Source organism: Sphingomonas sp. Leaf208, assembly GCF_001421415.1.
GTDB lineage: Bacteria > Pseudomonadota > Alphaproteobacteria > Sphingomonadales > Sphingomonadaceae > Sphingomonas.
Genome location: NZ_LMKH01000012.1, coordinates 558,171 through 580,202, shown reverse-complemented (window position 1 = coordinate 580,202; position 22,032 = coordinate 558,171). Strand labels below are relative to the sequence as shown.

Genomic DNA, 22,032 nt, shown 5'->3' with positions numbered 1-22,032 from the left:
GATCGCTGCTAATGGTTCAGATCACGCACAGCGCATCTGGTCTGGTACTCGCCGGCAAAGTGCTTGAGACAACGCAGCAGAACGCAACGCCGTAACGCACTATTCGAAAGAAGCGTTCTAATTGAACCCTTGTGACCACGTCGTCGGGTGGGCGGCCTCGGTGTCCTCAGGTGCCTTCAAAATTGGCATGCAATATGCCCGAAATAGAACCGTAACGGCAGTGAAACTTTAATGCCGCCAGCCCGCAACATGCGCGTTCTAGTGCTCCGCTGGGTCGGACCGGTCGGTCCGGGGGGAGAATACTCGACATGTTGCATCATTCGCGCCTGCTTTGGGCGACGCTACCGCTTACGCTTGCGGCTCTGGGCGCAACGCAATCGGCTAGCGCGCAGACCAGCGCTAGCGCGTCCGACACGGAGCAAACCCGCGCCGCTGATACCGCGGGAAATCCCGAAGCCGACGCCACAGGGGATATCGTCGTTACCGGTTCCTACGCGCGAAGCCTCGCCGCGGCGACCGAGACCAAGCGGCAGGCAGGCTACGGCGTGGACGCGATCAACGCGACTGACATAGGCAAATTTCCGGCGCAGAACGTGGCGGAAGCACTCCAGCTCATTCCAGGCGTCACCATCACGCGCCCCCGCGGCGAGGGGCTGTACGTCAGCGTCCGTGGTCTCGGGCCGCAGTTCCAGAGCACGCTGCTCAACGGGCGCCCGGTGGCGATCAACGATCTGATCGAGAATGGCGGCGCCAACGGTCGCCAGTTCCGTTTTGAGATGCTACCGGCCGAGTTCGTGTCGCAGATCGACGTGGTCAAGACGCCGACGTCGGACATGACCGAGGGCGCGCTGGGCGGCAATATCGACGTGAAGACCTTCCGCCCGCTCGACGTCGGCAACAAGACCACGCTGAACCTGCGCGGCACCTACACGACGCTGACCGACAAGGTGAAGCCCAACGCCACCGCGTTGATCAGCGCCAAGACCGACGACGGCACCTTCGGCATTCTCGCCGGCGCGCAATATTGGGGGAAGGAGGTCCGTAACGACCGCTCCTACAACACCGGCTGGTATCTCGATAAGTTCGCGTCGGCGCTGGGGAAGGGGTTCTACACGCCGGGCCGAACTCGGCCGACCGTGGAGACCGAGGATCGCAAGCGCCTGTCGGGCATGATCTCGGCGCAGTGGAAGCCCAGCCCGGAGCTGGAGACGACGCTCGACGTGCTCGCGACGCGGCTCGACATCGCCTATGACGAATACGGCCTCGATATCTATCCCGACGATGCCAGCGTCGCCGGTCACAAGCCGGTGCTGGTGCCCGGTTCGGTCAAGCTCGACGGCAATAGCGTGGTCGCGGCGACGATCAACGACGTGCGATTCATGGGCACGCGCGAATACAGCCTCAACCGGCACGATCTGATCACGGTGGGGCTGAAGCAGGCTTGGACACCCGAGGGCTGGAACGTCGTCGCCAACGCCAACTGGTCGTTCGCGCACAGCTATCACCCCAGCTACGCCGAGGGCACGGTGCGCAGCCGTATCCAGTTCTTCGCGCCGCTGACCTATGACTCGTCGGGCGGCTACAAGGTGGCTCCGACGATCTCCACGCCGGTCAACGTCCTGGATCCTGCCAACTACACGCTCTACCCGTTCAACATCGCGCCGAAGAACAGCAAGGATTGGGACACCTACGGGCGGCTCGATGTCGATCACGACATGGATGGCCTCATCACCAAACTCGCGGCTGGCGGTGAATATCACTGGCGCAAGCGAGACTATAGCCGTCGCGACTTCACGGTGAACCCGGCGGCCAACACGTCGCTGACCGGTTTCGCACCCAATGGCTTCGAGCAGCTCCCGTTCGACGATTTCCTGTCGGGCGTCGGCGGCAATATCCCGCGGACCTGGCTCGTGCCGATCACCAGCGTGTTCTACGACAAGCTGTTCACCGACGCGATCGCCAACAGCCCGCTGTCGGCGGGCGACCTGCGCGCCTCCTACGTCGTGACGGAGAAGACGGCAGGCGGTTATGTCCGTGCGGACTATGCGTTTCCGGTCGGTAGCGTGGCGGTCACCGGCAATATCGGCGTGCGCTACGTGCACACCGATCAGGTGGCGAGCGGTAATCTCACTGCGGGTAACGTCGTCACCCCGGCACGCTTCCCGCAGACGTTCAGCAACTGGTTGCCGAGCTTCAATCTACGCGCCGAACTGACCCGCGATCTGGTCGGGCGCCTCGCCGCCAGTCGCGTGCTCACGCGGCCGAACGTGACGCAGAGCGCACCGCAGATCACCGTCTCTACCGATCAGGCGACTGCTAGCGGCGGCAATCCTGCGCTGCAGCCCTTCCTTGCCACCCAGTATGACGGGTCGCTCGAATGGTATTTCAACCGCTCGGGATCGCTCACCGGTGCGCTGTTCTACAAGGCGATGGACGACTACATCACCGCGCAGAACATCAATGTCGAGATCCCCGGCCGCGGCACGGTGCTGCTCAGCACGCAGGTCAACGGCGGCAGTGCCAAGGTCTACGGTGCCGAAGCGGCGTACAACCAGGTGTTCACTTTCCTGCCGGCGCCGTTCGACGGGCTTGGCGTCCAGGCGTCCTACACCCACACGTCGGTGCAGGCGAACTACACGGCGGGCGCGCGCCCGATCAAGGACCAGCTGATCGGCTTGTCGAAGAACAGCTTCAACGTGGTCGGCTTCTACGACAAGGGGCCGCTGGCAGCGCGCATCTCCTATACCTGGCGCGACAAATATCTGTCGGGCGTCGGCAGCACCACGCAGGTGCCGACCTTCGTCGCGGCATTCGGTACGCTGGACGGCAACATATCGGTGCGCGCCACCAGCGCGCTGACCTTCAGCGTCGAGGCGATCAACATCGCCAACGCCAACAGCTACAGCTACAACGACAAGGAAATTCAGTTCGGCGAGATCAACAATTACGGCCGCACCATCCTGTTCGGCGTGCGGGCGCAGTTCTGATGCTCAGGTCGATGCTACTTGCCGCCGTCGCGCTGGTTTCGACCGGCGCGACGGCACAGCGGGCGATGAACGACATCCAGGTGATCGGCTCGCACAACAGCTTCAAGGCCCGGATTCCGACCGCCGTGATGGCGAGGATCCGTACCGCCGAGCCGCGGATGGCGGAGGGACTGGATTACTACCACCTGCCGCTCGCAGAGCAACTCGATCGTGGGGTGCGCCAGATCGAGATCGACGTCTTCGCCGACCCACAGGGCGGGCGCTATGCGTCGCCCAAGGGCGAAGCGTGGGCAAAGGCGGCAGGCGAAACGACGAGCTTCGATCGTGCGGCGATGCTCAAGCCCGGGTACAAGGTCTTCCACATCCCTGACGTGGATTACATCAGCACCTGCGTGACGCTGGTCCGGTGTCTCGGCGAAGTGAACCGCTGGTCGCGCGCGCACCCGCGGCATCTGCCGATCATGATCACCATCAACGCCGCCGACACGCCATCGGGACGGCCGGAGATCAGCAGCCCGATACCGCTCGATAACAAGACGCTGCTCGATGCGCTCGACGGCGAGATCCGATCCGTGCTGCCGGGTAGGCGTCTGATCACGCCGGACGAGGTGCGCGGTACGGCAGCGAGCCTGCGCAAAGCGGTACATACGCAGGGATGGCCGACATTGGCGGCGGCGAGGGGACGGATCTACGTTCTGCTCGACGTGCGCAAGGCAGTCTCGGACGTCTACCGCGCCGGCCATCCTTCGCTCGCCGGCCGGGCGATGTTCGGCTGGTACCCGGACGACCAGCCCGAGTCCGCCATCCAGATCGTCCAGGACCCGCTGATCGATGGCGAGCGGATCCGGCGCTGGGTCGGCGAGGGCGTGATCGTTCGCACCCGCACCGACGCCGGCACGGTGGAAGCCCGCAGCCGCGACTATGCCAAGGCGAACGCCGCCCTGGCGAGTGGCGCGCAGGCGGTCAGCACCGATTATTACCCCGGCGCGCCCGACCCGCTGCACGTCGGCTTCGCGGTAACGTTGCCGGGCAAGGCGATGGCGCGTTGCAGTCCGGTGCGTGTGCCCGGCGGCTGCAGTTTGCAACCATGAGGTGCAACTTGACGTCGCGTGGTTTCGGGACCCTGTGTGCCGTCGCCGCGCTGCTGATCGGCTCGATCGCTAGCGCCGCGCCGAAGCGCGTCCTGGTGGCCGAGCGGGCAGTGCTAGTCATGCGCCACGGCATCCGCGCGCCGCTCGACGGAGAGGTGCCGTTGGACACCCGCACCGGCGCACCTTGGCCGGCCTGGCCTGTGGCTGAGAGCCGGATCACCCCGCATGGCGTGCGGGCCCTCGAACAGGTGGCGGCGTACGACCGACGGTTGCTCGCGGCGCGCGGGTTGATGACGCCAAATGGGTGTCCGGTAGGTGTCGTCCGGATCAGATCGAACAGTTCCGATCGGACGATCGCGAGCGGGCAGGCCTATGCGGAGGGCCTCGCGCCCGGCTGCGATCTCGCCATCGAACACAAACCGCTCGGTGCCGCGGACTCGATCTTCGAGCCGTTGCGTGCGCGGGCGACGGCTTTCGACGCGCGCGCAGCGATTGAATCCATCAACCGTGAGACGGGTGGCATGGCGGCACTGGCCCGACGTCACGGCGCTGCGCTCGCCCGACTCGATCAGGTGCTTGGCTGTACGTCGGTGGAGCGGGGATGCGTCCCTGCGGGCGCACCTGCGGTCAGCGCAAGCGCCGATGGCCACGATCTCGTACTGGCGGGGCCGATCCGCGCTGCCTCCGGTATTGCGCAGGTACTGCTGCTGCAGGAAGTCGAGGGTCTGCCACGCGAGAGCGTTGGCTGGGGCCGCGCGAATCCTGCGACTATCGAGCAACTCGGCGCGTTGCATGCCGCCCTGTTCGCCGTGTACACGCACCCGCCCTATATGGCCGCGCATCAAGCCGCCGTGCTCGGCCGCGAGGTGCTGGCGTCCTTGTCCTCGACGGGACCGCGGCTGACGGTATTCATGGGACATGACACCAACGTCACGGCGCTCGCCGCCGCGCTTCGAGTCGATTTGAAAGCGCCGGGCTATGCCACTAACGACGTTCCGCCGGGCGGGGCGCTGCTGATCGAACGCCTGCGTGACGCAAGCACCGGTGTCCGGTTCATGCGGGTGTCGTACCGCACTCAGTCGCCCGAGACCCTCCGTGGGCTTGGGCAATCCGCTTCGCTCGTCGCGCTTAAGATTCCAGGTTGCGCGAGCCCATTGTGTCCCGCCACCACATTTTCCCGGCTGCTAGTTTCACACTTGGCGGCGCTGCAAACAGCTGGGTGACGCTCGAAGCAACCTTACCGCGTGTCCGGGGCGCCAACTAGAAACTCCGCACTCATGGAGATTTGAACACAGCCCTCAGCAGAAGCCGACCAATAAATTAAGACGGAACAGCGGCAGTGTCCTGCAAGGACCAGAACCGAAAATATAAAAATCAGCCGAAATTAGCAGCCGAGCGATGCCATTAGGATCGGATTGGGAAGTCGAAACCCGTAAGATCAGGCGGATCTTCTCAAATAGATTCATGATAAACTTGCGAAGCTAACAAATGGGATCGGTCGTGCAGCGCAACGGCCAACCCCAATGCCCTAAGCGCCATTTCGTCAGATCTGTGAAGAGCGAGCGATAATAGGTGATCGCCAGCGGGATGTTATCGATCGGGGTGCGTTCGTTAAGGCCGTGGCTGAAGTCATCTGATTGCTTGATGAAGATCGGGCTGACGCCGTAGCTCGGCACGCCGACCGAGCGATACCACATCGAATCGCTCGCACCGGCCGACATGCTCGGGAAGATCGGCACGCCTGGACGGATCTTGCCCATTGCCGTCTTGACTGCGCCGGTCAGGTCCGCGCGCAGCGGCGAGGCGTCGGTCGGGTTCGATCCTTCGGTGACGTCGCTGAACTTCACACCCGGATCGGCGGCGACCCTGGCGAGTTCGGCCATCACAGACGCGGGTTTCACGCCGGGAAAGATGCGGCAGTTGATGTTGGCGGTCGCACGCTGCGGCAGCGCGTTCAGGGCGTGGCCACCACTGACCATAGTCGTGACGCAGGTCGTGCCGATCTGGCCGACATAGCCGGTGTTGGCGGCGAGCGTTTCGATCGCCTTCTGGTCGGCGGGATTGGCGACGAACGCGCGCATCGCGGCGCCGAGCTCGGGGGGCTGACGCGGGGCGACGCCTTCGAAATAGCCCTTGGTGATTGGCGACAGCTGCGGCGTGAAGCGATAGGCGCCGATCTTGACCAGTGCGGCGGACAGCTCGTTGATCGCGTTGACCTTGCGTGGCGCGGACGAATGACCGCCGGGGTTCGTCACCTCGAGCTGGAAGTCGGCATAGGTCTTTTCGGCCGCACCGATCGTGAAATACTCGGGTTTGCCGGCCTCGTCGTACAGTCCGCCGCCGCCGTCGATGTTGAGCGCCATCTCGCTGGCCTTGAGCTTTTCGGCGATCAGCGACGAGGTCTTCATCACCGTTTCCTCGTCGCCGGACAGCGCGAGGACGATGCCGCGCTTTGGCGTGTAGCCCGCCTTCTTCATGTCGAGCAGCGTCGCGATCGCGAGCGCCGCGTCCAGCTTCATGTCGGTGGCGCCGCGTCCATAGAGATAGCCGTTCTCGACCACCGCGGTGAATGGATCGCGCTGCCAGTCGGCGGGCTTGGCCTCGACGACGTCGATATGTCCGGAGACGACGATCGGCTTCAGCGACGGATCGCTGCCGCGCCATGTCGCGATCAGATAGGCGGTATCGTCGACCGGCGTGATCGTCACGTCTGCAGCCGCAAAGCCGCCCGCGACCAGTGTCTGCTTTAGATAGGCGGCGAGCTGCGGGGTCTGGTTGCCGGGGCCGCGCACGCTGCGGAAGGCGATCATCTTCTTCGCGATGTCGAGACCGTTGGTGGCGGCTGGAGTCTGCGAGGAGGCCGGGATGCCGACCATTGCGGCGGTGCAGGCTAGTAGAAGCTTGAGCTTGGACGTCATCATCATCTTTCCTCGGAGAATTCTTATCCCTCCCATTGCGGGGGGGATCGCGACGAACCAATCCCTAGAACTTCGCTCCCGCGCGCAAGCCGATCGTCCGCGGCGTGCTGCTGACGATGTAGGTCCGCTGCGAACACGTTCCGCATTGCTGGAACCGCGACAATTGCGCGCGTTCGTCCCACAAATTCTGGACGAACAGCTCGAGTGTGTAGCCGGACAGGTCCGCGCCGATCGACGCGTTCGCCGTCGTATAGGCCTTGAGTCGTCCCAGCGTACCCGCCTGGAACGTGCGGATGTCCGCCGATGCCGAACTCTGATGCGCGACCAGCCCCTGGATATACGCCTTCGCGGTGCCGACCGGGACGCTGTAGCGCGCCGTTCCACTCGCCTTAAACCGCGGCGTGATCGGCAGGCGCGTTCCCCTCGCGGCCAGCACGGGGTTTTGCTCGCCACCGCAGGGCTGTTTCGCGCACAGATCGTTGCGTGTCTTCGCATCGGTGTAGGAGGCCGCAGCCGTCAGCGAGAGGCCGCCGGTGGAGAAGTTCGCGTCGGCCTCCGCGCCCCTGATCCGCGCGTTCGGCCCGTTCTGAATGATCGTGAAGCTGTTCAGCCCGAGGAACGAGAACTGGAACTTGTCCCAGGCCTGCTGATAGATCGCGGCATTGAAGCGCAGCCGATCGAACAGCGTCGTCTTCAGCCCGAGCTCGTAATTGGTCAGGAAATCCGCTGCATAGGGCGCGACGTCGCCGCGGCGGTTGATCCCGCCCGGCCGGAAACCACGCGAGAACGTGGCATAAGCCAAGACCTTGTCGCTCGGCTTGAACGTCAGGTTGAACCGATAGGTCGCGCCCTGTCCCTGCGTCCGCTTCGGGATCAGCCCGGTGGTCGTGTACGTCGCGAGGTTGGTACAGGGCGAGCCCGACACCGCCGCCGGCAGCAAGGTCGAGGTGTCGCCGCCACCCAGATACGCCTGTTGCAGGGTCTGGCCGTTCGCCAGATAGCAGCCTGCGACACCGGTCTGGCTGCTGGCCGCGGCGTTGAACGGCGATGCGGAAAACGACCGGCCATCGTCCGGATCGACCGCAGGATTACGCCCGAACCCGTAGAAGCCGATCAGCGAATTGTCGTAGATATAGGCGCGGCCACCTGCGGTCGCGGTCAGGTTCGGCAGGATGTCGAAGCTTGCCTCGCCGAACATCGCATAATCCTTGTCGACGCGCTCCTGCTTGGTAAGCCACAGAGTGCCCGGCGAGCCGTTGACCGACACCGCGGTACCTAGATTGGCGATCTGGTAATCCTGGAAGATCGCGTTGGTCTGGCGCTGATAGAAGGCGCCGGCGACGATCCGGAACCGGTCCTCGACCGGCGACGCGACGCGCAGTTCCTGGCTGGTCTTCTTGAAATGATCGGTGCCGATGATCTTCTGGCGCGGATCGATGGTCCGGCCGGCATTGTCCTGATAATAGAAATACCCGGCGAGCCCGCCGACCGACGAATAAGCCGAGTCATAGGCTTCGGCGTAATCGGTATAGTCGCTCGACGTGTACGTCTTCCGGTCGAGATACGCGCCGGCATAGGTGACGTCCCAGTTGCCGACCTTGCCCTCGATCGTCAGCGCGCCCTGGATGAACCGGTCGCGGCGGAATTCGGGGAAGAAATGCTGGACCTCGAGATCGCCGACCTTGGGGTCGTAGCCATAGGTGCCGTGGTTGCGCTGTTCCTGGTACAGAACGGTCGGCGTCACGGTCCAGTTGCTGTCGAGATCGACCTTCAGCGCCGCGCGGCCGCCATAGGTCTCGGTATCGTTGTAGTTCTTCTTCACGAACGCCGCATTGTCGACGACGACCCCGCCATTCGCCGACGTGCACGAGGTCGGGGTCGGTTCTGGAAGGTAGCTGCGGCACCCGGCGACGTTGTCGATGTAGCCAGCATCGCGTTGATAGAAGCCGACCACGCGTAGCGCTGCGGACTGCGACAGCGGCATGTTGAGCATGCCTTCGACCTTGCTGCCGATGCCGCCGGATCTGACGCTGTTCACCTCGCCATCTACGCGGCCGTAAAAGTCGCTCGTATCGGGCTTGTTGGTGATGATCCGGATCGTGCCTGCTTCGGACGACGCGCCGTACAGCGTGCCCTGTGGCCCGGCGAGGCTCTCAATCCGGGCGACGTCGTAGATGTGGACGTCGAGCGTGCCGCCGATCGTCGTCACCGGCTGCTCATCCAGGTAGGTGCCGACCGAGGGCAGGGGGCCCGAATGGTTGCCATCGCCACCCGATGCGACGCCGCGCATGTAGACGACGGTCGATCCTGGCTGCGCCGTCTGGAACGATACCGACGGCAGTAGCTGCGTATATTGGTTAAAGTTCGAGATGTTGAGATCGTCGAGCCGCTTGGTGCCGATCGCCTGGATGCTGATCGGGACGTTCTGGATGTTCTGATCGCGCTTCTGCGCGGTGACGACGATGTCGCCTTCATACTCGCCAGCGGTCTGCGCGGCAGGGGCGGTTTGCTCGGCAGGTGCTGGTGCCGCGGCAGGGCCGGTCTGAGCGTGAGCGGAAGACACTATCGCCGAAGAGGCCAAAAGCGAGCCGATCAACAACCGACGATCGAATATGTGCATGCGCGAGCCCCCAAGCGATTATGCGCAGAGACTGTGGTGCAGTGCAGCGAACGTCAAACGAAGCTGGCCTATTTTGCAGCTTTATTACGTGAGCGTGACGTTTTTACCACGGATCATGTGCGTATCAGGTCGCCAAGTGCGGTTTTCAGTGGGTCGAGCCACAATTCGTAGGGTCTCCAAGCATCGACGCCGTCACGATTGATCGGCCGACGCACCTGTTCGGAACTGGCGGTGCGGACCGCGCGCTCGGTCTCGTGGAAGGCAAGGCAGGCGGGCTCGAACTCAAGTCCACAGGCCGTAAGCAAGGCGCGGACTTCGACCTCGGTATTCTCGAGCAGGGCTTCGTGATCGACGCGGTGGACGCGGCCCGGCAGCACCGCGTCGACATGCGTCATCAGCCGGACATAGTCGCGGTAATAGCGGCCGAGATCGTCGAGCGAATAGCTGAACGTCTGCCCCCGCGCGTAATGCTGCTTGAAGTTCGAGAAGCAGCAGTCGAGCGGGTCGCGACGCGCGTCGATGATCCGCGCATTGGGCAGTGCGAGGTGGATCAACGCGGTATGCGCCCAGTTGTTGGGCAGCTTGTCGATGAAGAACGGGCGATCGGTGCGCCGCTGGATCGCGGCACGACGCAGATACTCCTCGCCGATCTCGCGAAGCGCATCCGCAGAGAGGGTGGCGATGCCCTGCGGATAGTCGGCGATGCGGCGGGCGAGCGCGGGCATGTCGGGTAGTTCGGTGGTGCCCTCGACGAGGCTATGGCTGGCGAGGATCTGCTCGATCAATGTCGAACCCGCACGCGGCATGCCAAGGACGAAGATCGGGTCGGGTGCCTCGCATCCCTGGCCGCGGCGCGCGTCCAGGAAATCGGGCGTCAGCAGCGCGATGCTGCGGTCGACGAATATGCGCGTTTCGTCGGCGTCGTACACGATCCGGGTCCGGCGCAGTGCGTTACCCGCCGCGTAATGCGCGAACGACTGCACAGGTTCTCGGCGATCCTCGAATGCCTTGCCGAGCGCGAAATCGAGATGGAAGCGATCCTCGTCATCCAGATCGTCCCGAGCGAGGCCAGCCTCCATCGATGCGATATCGGCATCGTCGAACCGTACCGTCTTGAGGTTGGCGAGGCTCCACCACGCGTCGCCGAGGGTCGGTAACAGCGCCAGCGCGCGGCGATAGGCGGCAATACCGTCGTCGCGACGCCCGACCGTCTTGAGCATGTGACCGTAGCTCAGCCACACGCGCGGCTGGCCCGGCGCATCGTGCAGCACTTTTTCATACAGCGCGATCGCGTCCTCGAACCCGCCGAGCCGCCCAAGGGCGGCCGCCTTCAGGTTCGCATGCCCGGGATTGTCCGGCTCGTCGGCGATCACCGCGTCGAGCAAGGTCAGCGCTTCGGGCGCGCGGTTCTGGCGGTAAAGCACAAGCGCAAGGTTCGCGCGCGCCGCGGTAAAGCCCGGCGCCAGTTCGACCGCGCGGCGCAGCAATGCCTCCGCATCGCCGTACCGCCCGATCCGCCCGGCCAGTTCGGCCAGCATCCGGATCGCCCGCGCATCGAACGGATCGCGCTTGAGATACGCCTTCAGCAGCGGTTCGGCGACGTGAAGCTGGTTGTCGTGGAGCGCGAGCGCGGCCTGCATCAGGTCGCTCGGCCAACGATGGTTCGGGGTGGCTGCCATTGCTCCAACTTTCAGTGCCCGCCATGTCGGCGTCAAGCGCGAAGGTAGGACGGAGGTTTTTCCACCGTCACGTCGTGTCGTCGGCAAAGACATCGCGGTCGCAGATTTCGTCTCGTGAGGATCAGTCGCGATGAAAGCTGGTGTCTATAAAGGGATGTTCGCGGCTTCTCGTCTTGAAACAGCAGTTCGCAGGCATGAGTGCCGAAGGCTTCATATGGAATGGATGTAATGACTTAAAGTCAAAGTCTTGTCTGTTCGTTACGTCGTGGAACGCAAAGGTGGGGACGCACTCGCGCCCCCACGTCCATTTCAATATTTTACACGAAGGCGCGTGTAGTAGAAGCCGCCGTTAAAGCCGAACGGGCCACCACCGCGCGGGTAGACCTGGCCGTCGGACGTGCCGCCGGTCAGGGGATAGATCTGCACCGTTCCGTTCGCCGCGAGGCGATCGGGGTGTTCGTCGGTAAAGTTCTGTGCGCCGATCGACAGAGTGAAATGCTCGGCGAAGACATAGCTTACTTCGAGATCGGTGACGAACTTGCCGCCGAAAACCTGGTTGGGCGTCGCCCCGGTCACGATGCCGTTGGTCAGGATGTTGGTGACGCCGTAATCCTGCGCCGCGGTGAACGAGCTATAGTAATTTTCGCGGACATTGAAGCTCAGATTATCCAGCGACCAATTGGCATTAAAGACGATACGGTGCTTCGGCGCCAGGTTTTCCGCATCGATCAGGATGGGGAAATTGATCACACGAGAATCGTAGTCGGTAACCTTGGTCTTGTTGTAGTTGTACGCCAGCGAGAAGTTCAACTGCGCATCACTGAGCTTCGTGCGGTAGGTGGCGACGACGTCGATGCCGCGGGTCTGCGTCTTGAAGCCATTGGTAAAATACTGGACCTGACCATCGACGCCAACGGCTTGCAGTGCCGGTTGCGCCGCGACCGCCGCTGCGGTGACGATAAAGGGCGAGGTAAGGCCGATGCGGTTGCGGAGGTCGATCTGGTAGCCGTCGACCGTGATCGTCATGCCCCGGACAGGCTCCAGGATGACCCCCAAGCCATAGTTGGTCGACTTTTCGGGCGTCAGAGGTTCGGCGCCGTAATATTGTGCGGGCGCGCTGTTGACCGGATAGGTGCCCGCCTGGAACGCATTGCCGCCGTTGAACGAGGTCGTGACGATCGAGACGTTCGATTGGCCCGGGGAAGGCGCATGGAAGCCGGTGCCGAAGCTGCCGCGAACCGAGAACCCTTCGACGAACTTGTAGAGTGCGTTGACCTTGCCGACCCAGGCATCGCCGAACGTGTTGTAATGCTCGTACCGCCCTGCCGCGCCGACCGTTAGCGCGTCGGTGAGATCGGTTTCGAGACCGACATAGGCGGCATAGGCTTTCTGGTCGAACTTGCCCGCGGTGGCCGGGCTGGTACCGGCATAGCCGCTCGCGCCGACGCCTTGCGCCGCGGTCGTACCGGAGGCGGTATACACGCCCGGCGCGGTCAGCGTGTAGAGCCGTTGCGCGACGGCATAGGGACCGGCCGCATAGGACTGCGTATCGCCCGCGGTCTGCTCGTAGGTTTCCTTGCGGAATTCACCACCGGCCGAGATCGTCAGCGGCGCCGCGAGCCCGAGGTCCGCCGCGTAGGTGAAGTCGGCGTTGAAGTTCACTTCCTTCTGGATCAGGTCGCCGAAATCGAAGCTCGTCTGGGTAGCCGGCCCGTAGGAAAAATTGGCCGAGTTATACATCGACAGCGACAGCTTGTTGCGGGCCAGCGTGCCCGACAGGTCATAGCTGAAATCGCCGCTGGTGCCCTTGTAGCCGAGCACGCCGTAGAGTTCCTGGCTCTTGCCGACGAAGCGCGGCGTGAAGCCGGCCGGATAGAGCTGGTTGAACTTGAAGGTGTTGCCGTCCCGTACGAAGCCCCCGGTCGGGCAGGTCGCGTTGCCGGTCGGGCAGGGGGTCAGGAAGAACGTGTTGTTGAACGCGCCGTTCGCACCCTGATTGCGGACCACCCCGGCTGAATCGACGGCGGTGCTGCTCACCGGCGCACGGTAGTTGAAGCTCTGGTTGCCTTTGTTCTGCGCGAAGTTGCCGAAGAAATAGAGTTTGCTGTCGGGGGTGACGTTGATCGCCGTGTTGAGCACCGACTTGAAGCCGTGCGAGGGCGAATTTCCCCAGATCTGCACGGGGCCGGGGAAATTGGGTAGCTGCGTCGCGAGCGCCGGGAAGTTCTGCGCGAAGTTCGCCGCGGATGGGCGGGTTCGACCACGGCTGGTCTGCCCCTCGTCGACATATTCGCCGGTCGCGTTGATGAAGCCCCAGTCGCCCTTCAGGCCCGCATTGCCCGCGATCTGGTAACTTTCGCCGTCTCCCGCATAATATTGCCCGGTGCGACCGACCAGTTCAATGCCCTGATCCTGGCGCAGGCCGTAGTTCAGAACGCCGGCGATCGCGTCCGAGCCATATTGCGCGGTGGCGCCTTCGCGCAGCACCTGGAGGTTGCCGATCGCCAGCGACGGAATTGCCGAGATGTCGGGGCCCTGCGCACCGCGGCCGAGCCCGGTATCGCTGCCGCCGTAGACCTGCACCAGTGCCGACCGGTTGTAGCGTTTGCCGTTCAGCATCACGAGGACCTGGTCACCCGACAGGCCACGAAGCGATGGCGAGCGAACGAAGGTCGATGCATCCGAGATCGAGTTCTGGCCGGCATAGAAGGACGGTACGATGTTCTTGAGCGCATCGATCATGTTGGCGGCAGGCTGCGTGGTCAGGTCATCCGCACTGATGATGTCGACGGGCGAGGGCGAGTTGGCCAGCGTACGGTCGGTACGTCGCGTACCGAGTACGAGGATCTCGCTCGTTGGTTCGGCCTCCACGGGCGCAACCCCTTGGGGAGTGGTGTCCTGAGGGGAGCCTGTAGCCGCGTCCTGTATGGTATCTCGTTCGGCTGCGAAGGCGGCGGGGCACGATAGTAGTGCAACCGCCAGTGCGACGGTCGAAGTCGTGTATCTGATCATCTAAAGCCCCCTTGGAAAACCTAGCTCTTCAAAAGTCTTCTCCAGATGTTCCCGTTCTCGATCGTCGATTGTGTTCGGCGTATCGAAACGCTTTTTGACCAGCCCTGCGAATGTCGTGACGGTGTCATTTCACTGCATCGTCATCGTGCACCAAACGGCCACAACGGACGTGTTCTAGCAATCGAAAACTTCGTACGTCGTCACGCATATGCAACAATGTTGCATTTTTGCCGCATTTTGGTGAGTTGGAGCCAGTGCTGGGCGGGGGCTGCGAAGCGCGATTCACCCAATGAACGAATGGCAGAAGTCAGAACGCCGGAAATCTTTAAGATGTCCGTGATCAAGTCCGACTAGAAGTTTTTTCTAGGGACGCCCTTGTCGACAGTGGATCCAAGGTTGGGGCCAGTGCCCAAGCACCGGCCCACCACACCATTACGTCAGACGACAGCGCCTTTGGCTCGCTTGCGACCCAAGATCGACCGTAAAGCGCTCAGCCCGGCGTCTTATCTCAAAATGCGACCTTGAACTGACCGCCGATGATCCGCGGCTCGTTGATCATGCCCGTCAGGTTGTTGAAGTCGATCGCGCTGATGCTGCGATACTGGTTGGTGATGTTGCGGACGAACGCGCCGACCTCATACCCTTGCGGCGACTTGTAGCCAACCTTGAGCCCGCCTTCGAGCGACGACTTGCCGGTGAACTCGACCGCTTCATATAGGAAGAAGTTGATGCGGCTGCGGTAGACCCAGTCGGTGTAGGCATAAACCTCGCCGCCATTGCCGAGCGGGATGCCGTAGCGCGCGGTCCAGTTGGCGATCCATCGCGGCGCCTGGGGAAGGTCGTTGCCGTCGATCACCGCGAACCCGCCGACGATCTGATCCAGCACGGTGCAGGTCGCGCACACGCCTACACCGATGCCCCGGTCGCGGATCTCGGTGAAGTTGTAGCTGCCGGCCGCGGTCAGCGTCAGTTCGGGGAGCGGCCGCGCCTCGAACTCGCCCTCGACGCCGTAGCCGATCGCCTTGTTCGCGCTGATCAGGCGTGCCGAATTGCTGCTGCCCCCGACCGCGGTGATCTGCAGGTCCTTGGTGCTGTACCAATAGGCGTCGAGCGAGAAGTTCACCTTCCGGTCGAGCAACGTGCCCTTGAAGCCGCTCTCGCCCGAGAACGTGGTCTGCTTGGGTGCGGTGCTCTGGACGCTGCCGAAGGTCACGCGGTCCTGGATCGCGGGGCCCTGATAGCCGGTCGCGAGCCGCGAATAGACGTTGATCGCCGGCGTCAGTTCGTAGGTCGCGCTCGCGTCCCAGGTGACGTTCGAGCCACGGACGATCGCGCGGGCCGGCAGCGTGTCGCTGATCCCGGTGCCGGGAATCGGCGCGGTGACGAGGTCGTTGCGATAGTCGTGCGAATAACGAACGCCCGCGCGCAACGTCAGCAGGTCGACGGGCTTGGCCTCGATCGAGGCGAACGCACCGTAATTCTCGTTGCGGTTGTCGTGGTAGATATCTTGGTCGAGGTCGGTCGCGCGCGAACCGGTACCGCCGAACGCATAGTCGTACTGGTGATACCGTAGCGTCTGGTGGAAATAATACAGCCCGCCCTGCAGGCGGATGCCATTCATGTCCTCGCTGGCGTAGCGCAGCTCCTGGCTGAACTCCTTGGGCTTGGTCAGGCCACCGGTGTTCGACGGGAACAGCCCGACGCCGATCGCGCCGATCGTTCCGCCGAGGAACGTGTAGTTGTTGCCGCCGTCGACATCGCCGGTGCTCTCGACCTTGGCCTGCTCATAGCCGGTGACCGAGTAGAAGGTGCCGATGCCGTCGAGATGATAGTCCAGCCGCAGGTTGGTGCCCCATTGCGTCAGGCTCTGGCTGGTATAGCCGTCGAGCGTGACGTGCTTGGGGTCGAAGCCGGTGTTGAAGTCGTTGGTGCCCGGCTTGAACAGCCCGGCGCGGAAGATGCGCGGTGAGCCCGTCAGGTCGCGGACATGGACGTTCAGCAAGGCGTTGAAGTCGCTGCTGGTATAGCCGAGTTGGAAGCGGCCGGCGACGTCGCGATAGCCTTCGAGCTTGCGGTCGGCATTGCCCGTCGTGGAATCGTTCTTGACCCAGTCGTCGCGCGACTGGACGATGCCTGAGGCGCGGAACGCGAAGCCGTTGCCGATCGGCAGGTTGAGCGCTGCCTCGCCGTTGATCGTGTTGTAGGTCGCCCAGGATCCGGTCGCATAGCCCGAGACCTTGTCCGGGTTCGGTTTGGCGGAATCGATTTTCACGACGCCCGCGGGCGTGTTGCGCCCGAACAACGTGCCCTGCGGCCCGCGCAGCACTTCGACGCTCTGCAGATCGAAGACCGGGAACGACTTCAGCATCGGGTTTTCGAGCGCGACGTCGTCATACACCACCGACACCGGCTGTGCCGCGTTGGGATCGAAATCGGTGTTGCCGAGACCGCGGATGTAGAAACGTGGGAAGGTGCGGCCGAACGACGATTCGACCTGGAGGCTTGGCGTCCGTCCGGCGAGGAAGCGGATGTCGAGGCCGCTCGAATTGAGCACATCGAGCTTGTCGCCGCTTATCGCGGTGACCGCGAGCGGCACGTCCTTCGACGATTCCCGGCGGCGGGTCGCGGTGACGACGATCTCGCCGACGCCTTCGCCGGTCACCGTATCGCCGGCCGCTTGACCAGCCGGTACCTGCTCCTGCGCGACGGCGGGTGTGGCAAAGGCGACTAACGGCGCGCTGGTGGCCAGCAAACGGGCGATGGCAGCGGTACGAACGGGCAAGCGAATCATGGATGGTCCCCCCTTGGGCTTCGAACATCCTCCTGCGTCGATCCGTGTGACCCGGATCCGTCACCAACCGGTAACATCACTGCAACGCGCGGCAATAGACACGATCAGGTGCGATGCATTTTTCCTGGCACCGCGACATCTTTGCCCCAATCTCTGTCCGTGCCCTGCAACCGTTGCGGATCGCGCATCGGCTTGTCCTGCCCGACTTCGGATTTTGGGAAGCCCCGCCCGATCCCAAAAGGCGTAAATACATAGCCGTCATCGCTCCGCGCGAGTTTTAACCCATCGCGGTCCTCATCCTAGTCGATGAAGTCGCTAAGCAGAAAGATGCTAGCCCTGCGCTGTCGTGCAGAGGCGGGCCGTGCAGAGGCGGGCCATGCAAAGGCGGACCGTGCAGATGCGGGCCGCCGCCCACGCCTGCCAGAACCGTGCGTCGCGATAATTCTTACGTCATGCGCCTGCAACGGGACGATCATGCTCCCTGCCAGACCCATGTCGGCTTGATACCGCTCCGGACGGATGCTTTACCGTTGCTCGGGTATAAGCGCCTTGCGTATCGGCTCTACCCAACGACCCTTGTCGATGTCGTACAGGATGAAGTCGCTGTCGAACTGCCAATACGCCCATGGGAAGCCATGCGCCTCGGCCTCGCGGCGGACGGTCGCCGTGTAACGGGCACGTGCCTCGATTGGCGTGCCGCTTTTCTCATACGCGCCGAACTCCCCCATCAGTACGGGACGGTCGTTCGCGCGCGACCATGCACCGACCTTGTCGTAATCGGCCTTGATCCTCGCCTCGTCGGCGGCTGTGAAGGGCACGTCCTTCAGTCCGGCGGTTTCCGACGACCAAGGTGCCCCTTGGTGGGTGAATCGGAAAGGCTCGTACGAGTGGAAGGTGACGAGAATGTTCCGGTCGGATTTGGGCAGTTCGAGTCCGGGCAGTTCTTCCAGATTGTTCCAGCGGGTCGGCCCCACTACCAACGTCCGACCCGGATTGGTCGCGCGTACAGCAGGGATGAGCCTGCTCAGCATCGCGTTCCACCGGGGACCATCCAGAGGCGCGTGCGGCTCGTTCAGCAATTCGAACAGAACGCTGTCCGGCGCGTCGCGATAGCGTGCCCCGATCTGCTGCCAGAACGCGATCAGCCTGGGTTCGCACGCGTCCGGCGCTTCCGAGCACAGGTTGAAGTCGTGCTCGTCGAGAATGACACTCAAACCGGCGGCGGTCGCGTCCTTGACGACACCATCGAGCGTTGCGAGCCACTTCGGATCGAGGCGGTTTCCGGCATCCATGTGCTTGAAGGACTGGAGCACGACCCGGACGAAATCGAACCCGCCCTGCTTGATGATCCGGAAATGACGCGGCTTGAACCGTGCCTTCTGGGGATCGTCCCACAGCGGATCGTATCCGATGATGTTGACGCCGCGGTGCAGGCGCGACGCGGTGCGCCATGCCGGCCTGGTCGCCGTCGCCGGACTGTCGGAAGTCCGTATCGACGCTTTTGCGACGCCGTCGTGCGAGTAAGCGACCGTCGGAGCGGCGAGGGCTACAGCCGCACCCAACACATATCTGAAGAGCACGGATGTCTTCCTTTCGATAACGTATCGCAAACTGCAGCGCCCTCTTGCGAAGGCAATGACAGGAAGCTGCAGCATTGACGACGGTGTCAGGCCTGCGCCTGGGTTAGAACTTCAGCCGTGTGGTCAGCGAGAATCGACGATCGTTCTTGAAGTAACTGCGCGGCGCGCGCAGCCCCTCGGCATTGATGACCGATTCCGTCTTCGTCGTGCTGTCGAGGAGATTTACCCCCTGGAAGCCGATCTTGAAGTTGTCGTTGACCGAGTACAGGATCGTCCCGTCGAGCTGTCCGAACGCACTGGCATAGATCGGCAGGAATGGCGCGATCTCGTCACGGATCGTCAGCAGATACCTCGATCGCCAGTTGTACGCGGCGCGCAACGACAATGGTCCCTTTTCATAGAATAGCGTGCCGTTGATCGTATGGCGCGAAAGCCCTTCGAGCGGCAGGCGAGAGACGTCGATCGTCGTGGTCGGCGAAGTGGCCTGTGCGCCGCGGCCCTGCGGGATGTTGGACGGGTCGACAAAGGTATAGTTGGCCTGCACGCCGAGCCCAGACAGCAGCCCCGGAAGGAAATCATAGGTCTGCTGATAGGCGAGTTCGAAACCCTTCACGTTGCTGTGGCTGTCCGCGTTCTGTGGCGCCACGAACAACACGTTCTGGGTGATGCCGTTGTTCGTGATCGAGCGGGTTTGCGCCACGTTCGCGACGATGACGTTCGACAGATCTTTGTAAAACGCTGCCGCGGTCAACGACCCGACCTTTGCGAAATACCATTCCGCGGTGAGATCGAACTGGTTCGCCTCGACGGGTTTCAGGAACGGATTGGAGTTCCGGCTGCCGCCTTCGAGCTGGAACACCGAAAGCCCGCTGGTCGGTGCGATCAGGGTCGTGCTCTGCAACTGCTCGAAGCCCGGCCGCGAGATCGCCTTCGAATAGGCGAAGCGCGAGATCAGGTTCGGCGTAATGCCAACCTTGAGGTTGAAGCTCGGCAGGAAGTGATCGAAGCGGTTGCGCGTCGTCTGGTTGATCGCGGTTCCATTGGAAAACGTCAGAACGTCCTGCTGCTGCGCCGATGTAAGGCCGCAGAACGGGCTCGTCTGTGCGGGCTGGCCACAGAAGGTCGCGACGCTGGCAGCGCTGCCGATGATCTGGTTGCGCGTCGGGAACGTGAAGAAGCCGTTCGCCTTGTCCGTCGTCTGGATGTAGCGGAGGCCGACGTTACCCGAGACCTTCAGGCCTCCGAACAGGTCGTTGCCCTGCGTACCGAAGTCGAGCCGGGCGTATGCAGCTTTGGTCTCTTCGGAATTGGTGTAAACCTCGCTCGGCAGGAAGCTGGTGCCGGCGACCACGCCGGCGCGCTGGCCGGCAGGCGTCCATCCGCCCGAATTCGCGCCCTTCTGGTTGCGCCAGATCGCATTGACCGCCTGTGCCTGTGCGGTGATGGCATCGTAGCTGGATGCCGGATTTCCGTTGATGTAATTTGCGCCGAGCCCGGACGGACCGTCGCCGCGGAACACATTATCGAAGCTGAACAGGCCGTAGCCGTTCGAGTTGGTGTCCGCAAAGGTGACGGGACCCGACCCATCCCAGACTTCGCTCAGCACGCCCCAGTTATACAGCGAATACCGCACCGTCTGGTCGCGGTCGGCATAGCGTGCACCGACCTTGGCCTTCTTCAGGAAGCTGTCGTCGCCGAAATCATACGTCGCGTCCGCCTTGAACGCCCATTCATGGCCCTTGTTGTCCTCGAAATGGTCCATCGCAGCACGATAATAGCTGTTCGCCGGATCCGCGAAATACGCCTGGCTGTTGGCGCCGTTAGGGGCGAGGAAGCTGATGTCAGGCGTGTTGCCGGTGAGGTCGAGCGCGACGTCCGAGAACGTCGATCCATAGACCGAAAGATCCGTTTGCTTCGTGGTCGATTTTACATACTGGCCATCGAAGTTGAAGGACAGCTTTTCGGTTGCCTGCCACTTCACGTTGCCGCCAAAATCATTGGTCACCGCACGTGTCTTCACGCCGCGATTCGAAAGCTGCGTAACCATGCCGCGTTGCTGTCCACCGGCCGGTACGTAACCGCGGTCGAGCGAAATCGTACCAGTTTCGAAAAGGCCGTCGTCGCCAAAGGTATAGTTGGTCCCCGGCCGCGGCGCGGTGGCGCGGTCGATGCCGTCGGACACGGTTTCCACGGTGCGCTCGCCCCAGGTCTGGCGTGCGTCGCTGCGCACGAACTGCAGCGTAGCGAGCAGCGACTTGTCGTTCGATTCGAACTGCAGCGCGCCTGCCGCACCGATGCGCTCGCGGTTGAACTCCTGCGTCCGTACGCCGGCGCCCACTGGCGCGTACGCCACCTGGCCCGGGGCAAGCCCTGCCAGGGTGTCGGTTTCGTTAACCCCGTCGCCGTTGATGTCCTGCGAACCGTTGAAGCGGGCCTGGTAGTTCGTGACCTGCAGGCCGTCTGCGCGGCTGAAGAGCTGCGAATACGACCCGCCGACGAGCACGCCAAAACGACCAATGCTCGTGTCGAAGTTCTTCGACGCAAGGCCTGAGATGGAGGGTGAGCCCTTCTTGGAAAAATCGCCGTAGTTCATGTCCGCGGACACGTAGACGACCGGTTCCTTGCTATCGAAAGGCTTGCGCGTGTTGAGGACGACCGTTCCGGCGATCCCGCCCTCGATCTGGTCGGCGGTCATGTTCTTGTAGACTTCGACCGAGCCAAGCAATTCGGGCGAGACGTCCTGGAAGTTGAGCGCGCGGCCGCCATTCACCGAGAAACTGTCGCGACCGTTGAATTCGGAGCGGACGTAGTTCAGTCCGCGAATGACGATCCCGGAACCTTCGACCGAGAAGTGATCGGAGTCGTTGCCGGCTGCGAAGCGGCTGATCGAGACGCCGGGAACGCGCTGGAGCGCCTCCGTTACCGAGCGGTCCGGCAGGGCGCCAATGTCTTCGGCAGTGATCGCGTCGACGACGGTGTCGGCATCGCGCTTGATACCCTGCGAGTTCGCCAGGCTGGCGCGGATGCCGGTAACGACGATTTCGTCACCGGTTGCTGCGTCGGTCTGGGCTGCAACGGGATCCTGCCCCGTAGCCGGCGTCCCCGTCTGCGCGTCGGGTGCGGCGGCGCCGGATACTACGGGATCGGTCGACCGCGATATGCCGCCGTCCTGGGAATTGGTCGTGGGCGCGGTCGGCTGCGTCACCGTCTGCGCGAAGCCTTGCACACCGGACGTGAGTGCCAACGCGGACACACCGATACCCAGCGAGCGGACGAAAGATAGGTGCGCGCTACGCGAGGCAATGACGTGCATTCAGTTTCTCCCCCGAGGTCGAGCTGCGAATGTGCGCCGAC

Annotated in this window: 10 protein-coding genes; 3 read left to right on the top strand and 7 right to left on the bottom strand. The window is 63.1% G+C overall.

Annotated features, from left to right (window positions below):
• Nucleotides 1–308 precede the first annotated feature (308 nt).
• From ASE69_RS08775 to ASE69_RS08765, 3 genes are read left to right on the top strand one after another with little or no spacing between them, the layout of a single operon-like run.
• Nucleotides 309–2,987, top strand: coding sequence for a TonB-dependent receptor (locus tag ASE69_RS08775; protein WP_056485190.1), 2,679 nt, complete (start codon nucleotides 309–311; stop codon nucleotides 2,985–2,987).
• Nucleotides 2,988–2,998: 11 nt separating this feature from the next.
• A complete protein-coding gene (locus ASE69_RS08770; RefSeq protein ID WP_235518291.1) occupies nucleotides 2,999–4,078 on the top strand; it encodes a Ca2+-dependent phosphoinositide-specific phospholipase C in 1,080 nt (359 codons plus the stop codon).
• An 8-nt stretch (nucleotides 4,079–4,086) separates the two neighbouring features.
• Nucleotides 4,087–5,301, top strand: coding sequence for a histidine-type phosphatase (locus ASE69_RS08765; RefSeq protein ID WP_200924146.1), 1,215 nt, complete (start codon nucleotides 4,087–4,089; stop codon nucleotides 5,299–5,301).
• Between the two features lie 258 nt (nucleotides 5,302–5,559).
• Here the strand turns inward: ASE69_RS08765 and ASE69_RS08760 are convergent, their stop codons facing one another.
• The 7 genes from ASE69_RS08760 to ASE69_RS08730 all read right to left on the bottom strand — a co-directional run bounded on the left by ASE69_RS08760 (nucleotide 5,560) and on the right by ASE69_RS08730 (nucleotide 21,991).
• Nucleotides 5,560–6,996 carry a M20/M25/M40 family metallo-hydrolase gene (locus tag ASE69_RS08760; protein ID WP_200924145.1) on the bottom strand — a complete coding sequence of 479 codons (1,437 nt, stop codon included), beginning with the start codon at nucleotides 6,994–6,996 and terminating at the stop codon, nucleotides 5,560–5,562.
• A gap of 64 nt (nucleotides 6,997–7,060) precedes the next feature.
• On the bottom strand, nucleotides 7,061–9,559 hold the full coding sequence (locus tag ASE69_RS08755) for a TonB-dependent receptor (protein WP_414882957.1): 2,499 nt from the start codon (nucleotides 9,557–9,559) through the stop codon (nucleotides 7,061–7,063).
• Nucleotides 9,560–9,729: 170 nt separating this feature from the next.
• Nucleotides 9,730–11,295 carry a tetratricopeptide repeat-containing sulfotransferase family protein gene (locus ASE69_RS08750; protein WP_235518289.1) on the bottom strand — a complete coding sequence of 522 codons (1,566 nt, stop codon included), beginning with the start codon at nucleotides 11,293–11,295 and terminating at the stop codon, nucleotides 9,730–9,732.
• A 309-nt stretch (nucleotides 11,296–11,604) separates the two neighbouring features.
• Complete coding sequence (locus ASE69_RS08745) at nucleotides 11,605–14,307, bottom strand: TonB-dependent receptor plug domain-containing protein (RefSeq protein ID WP_056485184.1); 2,703 nt, start codon at nucleotides 14,305–14,307, stop codon at nucleotides 11,605–11,607.
• A gap of 508 nt (nucleotides 14,308–14,815) precedes the next feature.
• Nucleotides 14,816–17,098: a TonB-dependent receptor gene (locus ASE69_RS08740; protein WP_082452985.1), complete on the bottom strand. Its 2,283-nt coding sequence runs from the start codon at nucleotides 17,096–17,098 to the stop codon at nucleotides 14,816–14,818.
• A gap of 524 nt (nucleotides 17,099–17,622) precedes the next feature.
• Nucleotides 17,623–18,678, bottom strand: coding sequence for a glycoside hydrolase family 5 protein (locus ASE69_RS08735; RefSeq protein ID WP_235518278.1), 1,056 nt, complete (start codon nucleotides 18,676–18,678; stop codon nucleotides 17,623–17,625).
• A gap of 103 nt (nucleotides 18,679–18,781) precedes the next feature.
• Entirely contained in the window at nucleotides 18,782–21,991 is a 3,210-nt protein-coding gene (locus ASE69_RS08730) for a TonB-dependent receptor (RefSeq protein WP_056485182.1), read from the bottom strand.
• Nucleotides 21,992–22,032: the final 41 nt, after the last annotated feature.

What these genes read in the sequence shown, in the direction of transcription:
- ASE69_RS08775 (WP_056485190.1), top strand. Translation starts at nt 309, where the DNA reads ATGTTGCATCATTCGCGCCTGCTTTGGGCGACGCTACCGCTTACGCTT.
- ASE69_RS08770 (WP_235518291.1), top strand. Translation starts at nt 2,999, where the DNA reads ATGCTACTTGCCGCCGTCGCGCTGGTTTCGACCGGCGCGACGGCACAG.
- ASE69_RS08760 (WP_200924145.1), bottom strand. Translation starts at nt 6,996, where the DNA reads ATGACGTCCAAGCTCAAGCTTCTACTAGCCTGCACCGCCGCAATGGTC.
- ASE69_RS08750 (WP_235518289.1), bottom strand. Translation starts at nt 11,295, where the DNA reads ATGGCAGCCACCCCGAACCATCGTTGGCCGAGCGACCTGATGCAGGCC.
- ASE69_RS08745 (WP_056485184.1), bottom strand. Translation starts at nt 14,307, where the DNA reads ATGATCAGATACACGACTTCGACCGTCGCACTGGCGGTTGCACTACTA.
- ASE69_RS08740 (WP_082452985.1), bottom strand. Translation starts at nt 17,098, where the DNA reads ATGATTCGCTTGCCCGTTCGTACCGCTGCCATCGCCCGTTTGCTGGCC.
- ASE69_RS08730 (WP_056485182.1), bottom strand. Translation starts at nt 21,991, where the DNA reads ATGCACGTCATTGCCTCGCGTAGCGCGCACCTATCTTTCGTCCGCTCG.